This is a genomic window from Streptococcus marimammalium DSM 18627 (assembly GCF_000380045.1).
GTDB classification, from domain to species: Bacteria; Bacillota; Bacilli; order Lactobacillales; family Streptococcaceae; genus Streptococcus; species Streptococcus marimammalium.
This window is the reverse complement of record NZ_KB904353.1, coordinates 1-3,627: the sequence shown is the minus strand read 5'-3', so window position 1 is coordinate 3,627 and position 3,627 is coordinate 1. Positions and strand designations below refer to the sequence as shown.

General features: G+C 34.7%; 4 protein-coding genes and 1 pseudogene. All 5 read left to right on the top strand.

Annotation, left to right across the window (positions count from 1 at the left end):
* A pseudogene (locus A3I1_RS08505) lies at positions 1 to 901 on the top strand (hypothetical protein); the annotation flags it as partial.
* Between the two features lie 17 nt (positions 902 to 918).
* Positions 919 to 1,362 (top strand): hypothetical protein, encoded by a 444-nt coding sequence (locus tag A3I1_RS0104410; RefSeq protein ID WP_018370103.1) that lies wholly within the window; start codon positions 919 to 921, stop codon positions 1,360 to 1,362.
* Entirely contained in the window at positions 1,359 to 1,883 is a 525-nt protein-coding gene (locus tag A3I1_RS0104405; protein ID WP_018370102.1) for a hypothetical protein, read from the top strand. The genes A3I1_RS0104410 and A3I1_RS0104405 overlap by 4 nt, the downstream gene beginning before the upstream one ends.
* The gene (locus tag A3I1_RS0104400; RefSeq protein ID WP_018370101.1) at positions 1,864 to 2,742 is read left to right on the top strand and encodes a DUF4299 family protein; all 879 of its coding nucleotides are present in this window, start codon (positions 1,864 to 1,866) and stop codon (positions 2,740 to 2,742) included. Before A3I1_RS0104405 ends, A3I1_RS0104400 begins: the two co-directional genes overlap by 20 nt.
* Positions 2,743 to 3,017: 275 nt before the next feature.
* Complete coding sequence (locus tag A3I1_RS0104395) at positions 3,018 to 3,455, top strand: hypothetical protein (RefSeq protein WP_018370100.1); 438 nt, start codon at positions 3,018 to 3,020, stop codon at positions 3,453 to 3,455.
* The last annotated feature ends 172 nt before the right edge of the window (positions 3,456 to 3,627 follow it).

The following is a 3,627-nucleotide window of genomic DNA, read 5'->3' as shown; positions in this document are numbered from 1 at the left end:
ACTGATAGGCGCTTCTGAAGATGATGCTAAAATTTCAGAATTTTTAGGCTCGATTGTTGGTGGTTTTTCAGGCTCATATGCGGCGAGTAAGTTTACTCTGAATGATGTTCATGTCAAAACAAATACTAATACTAAAACAAGTTCCTTTATTGATGGCATGTCTGAGACAGATGCCAAAAGATATAGCCAGTGGCAAGACTTAGCTAATTCTAAGCTGACACGAGAAGAGAGACTCTTGTTGATGGATATGACATATGCGCCAGAAAAATTGTATCCATTTGATATGGTTAAAATGAAACTCAAGGAAGTAGGTATGAGTTTTGACGAGTTTCAACGTTTACGTGCATCTCGAATTGAAAGTATGACGCCAGAACAGTTATCCAAAATGAAACAAATCAGAGATGCCTTTCCAAAACCCACTGAAAAAACAGTTCTTCAGAAAATTATAACTGTTGATGAAGCAGAAAAGATTTTAGATAGAGTATGGGTTGATAAAAAAACTGGGAATACAACTCTAAAAGGATATGTTGCTAAAAGAAACGATGTGGCTCACCTTAATAATTATGATGAGATTGTTGAAGGGTTACGATTAGATTATCGCAATGCCCAGTCAATAAGACCTTTTCCTGAAGATGGTAATAGTTATGTTAGAATTGAATTTTCAGCTGATGAAATTTCAACAATCGAGACACCTTATGGTCATGAAATGGGAGGTACTAACACTGACGGTAGTCCTTCTACTTTAAATGGTTTCACAGGATCTGACCATCAAATTATTCCCGAGTGGAAATTAAATAAGCCGATAGAATTAGCCGAAGGTTCAAAAATGTTTCTTAATGTTGATGGTGAAGAAGTATTACTTGCTATATATGAAGATGGACATTTCCAATATATTAACTAACAGAAAGTGTGGTCACCATGTTTATCATTGTTTACCGAGATGACTTATTTTTTTACCATAGTGAAAAGGAGAAAGGTTTCAAAATAGTTACTCACGATCCAAAATATCTTGAATGGGGGTTTACCCATCATTCTGAAGATATTTTTCGGAAAGAAGTTCCCACAAAAGATATTTCCGCCATTTACGAAGTAACCGTTGAAGGATATTATAAAGGAAAAGAGATAGTAGGTTTTGAAGCTCATCCTGACTGGCTTGAAAAACCAAATGCAGTGGTTTATTTTTATACGAGTGATGTTGAATTTTTAAAAGCCAATCATTTATTCGACCCTAAAGAGTTCGTTTTCGAAGAATATGGGACTGCATATTACTACTCTTTACCAGTTCCAATAGAAGATGTTGAAGTGGTTATTAGTCGCAGAAATGTACCGATTAAGGGAAGAAAGTGGTGGGAGGAATTATGATAAAATCATTTTTAGTCTATCAAGATAAGGTTTTTAATCATTTTGAAATAGGTGAGGAGATGACTGTCATCTATACAAAAACGCCAAATTTGTTAGAGGATAGCATTGTCGAAGAAGAGGGTTGGTTTAAACAGGTTATTCCAACCAAGGAAGTTGCTCAGCGTTTTGATATTCACTATAGTGCTAAGAGTGATGAAAAAGAGTTAGAGATTTTTTCAGCGAGTCATGAGTTTTTCATTAGACCAGCTTCATGGGCGCGCTTAATGACTAATGATGTCTTATTTTTAAAGTCAAAGGGATGGTTTAAAGGGGCAAAGTCTTTATCATCTCAAGAAGGTTTTCTTAGTGAAGTAGTTGATACGGTGACGTCACGTTTAACGACTAAGTCAGATCTTGAAGCAAGTGAGAATGTTTGGGTTACACAACCAATTCAAACAACAGAGTTTAACATTCTTTCAAGAAGGAAAAATATCCCTATAAATGGTAGAGAGTGGTGGAATAATGACAACAACGATATTTAATATAGCAAGTCAAAAAGAATTAAGGATTGGAGATATCATTGGAACAACTAATCTTTTCGAATGTTTTAGTGTGACATTGAAGACTGCCAATCAAAAAATGGATGAATCGTCTTTAATATCTGATTATGAAAGAGTTTTATTTGGTGTTAGAGATAAAAGTGTATTTGGTTTTTATATTAGTTACCAAAAAGAAAGCTATCAAGTGAAAGTTCCTTCTCTAGCAACGCCTTCTGATTGGACAGGAGCCTTGATGGTTATCAAATTAATAGCGGCTCTCACTAATGGTGTTATCAGTGATGAACAAGGTAATACCTATACAGCTGAGCAAATCACTCAGTATTCTTTTACAGATCATATTATTGATCATTTGTCACAGTTATACTTAGAATTACAAAAAACCTCTGAAGTTCGTCAGTTTTCAGGTGTCAAGCGACCTATTTTTCTAGATAGTAACATGCTTCAACACTATTTTTCTACATCAGATGAGCACTTTTTCGAGACTTATGAAAAACTACTCATGGTTACTCAATATGTCACAGATTATCAATCTAAACAACATGTTTATCGCATTGAATCAGGAGAAACAACACATTTTATCGGGACAAATTTTCTCAATGTTGACAAACCAACCGTTTTATCATTTGTGCCAAGTCTTGAACCAGAACTATTGAAGCAGTATCATGATAAAGAGATAACAGATTGGCGTTTATTTGCCAAGACAGATGACAATAAAGTGATTGCTGAGGTAGACTATCAAGATTTCTTTAATCAGCTACCAGAAGGGCAATATTTTATGATAGATGCCAAATATGCTTTAGTGCAACCACTTGGTCAAGACTATTTTCAAAAAAATAAATAAAATCATTTTTAGAGACTGGCGATGATGTCGCAGTCTTTTTTGAAATAATTATGTTAAGCTAAAGCGTAGCTTAATTAAGCAAGCTAAAGAAAAGTCATTATGATATCATAAATAGCATATAAGATAAGAAGACAAAGATATCAAAAAAAGACTTCAATTCCGTCAGGAATTGAAGATGGTGCTAACGATTATTGGCGACCGGGAGGACAAATTTATCCAAGTGGTATTGCAGAAGCAGTGATGAAAAATATTGGTATTGAAGAAGGAGATTTTATATGGCAGATAGTGAAATGACATGGGAAGAAGTTATTCAGTACGAACGAATAACAGACGATGGTCTTGTTTGGCGACATAATAATACTTACTATTTAGTTGATGAAGTGGGAGGTGTCTTGCCAGAAAGAATTGTTTACAAATTACCAGAAGACCTTTATCGTTTATATGAAAAAGGTGAAAGAACATTGGCTGATATTAGTTTTAAAATTGAAACAGGCAATTGGCCACCGACAGAGGAAGAGAAAAGGGCTAATATTAAACAGGCAATTACCGAACGTCCAATTACCTTGGTTAATACTTCAAATTACTACAATCTTTTTACGGAGGAAGAATTAGAAAAATTGATTCCAATTGCTGAGAAACAGTGGATAGACTGGAAGGGCAAACTTCCAGAACGTTACGTCTCACCTTTAAAAAATAAAACAAAAGAAGATTAAGCACAGGCTCACATTTTGTGAGCTTGTTTTTGTGATATGAAAAGTTTTGCGTCGTTGTGATATAATAGATATAATTAAAAAAAGGTCAAGCACTTGACAACATGAAACTCTACATGACTGAAGTGCACATGACTTTGTTGTCCACCTTTCAGCTTTTGATGCAAGAGTATAG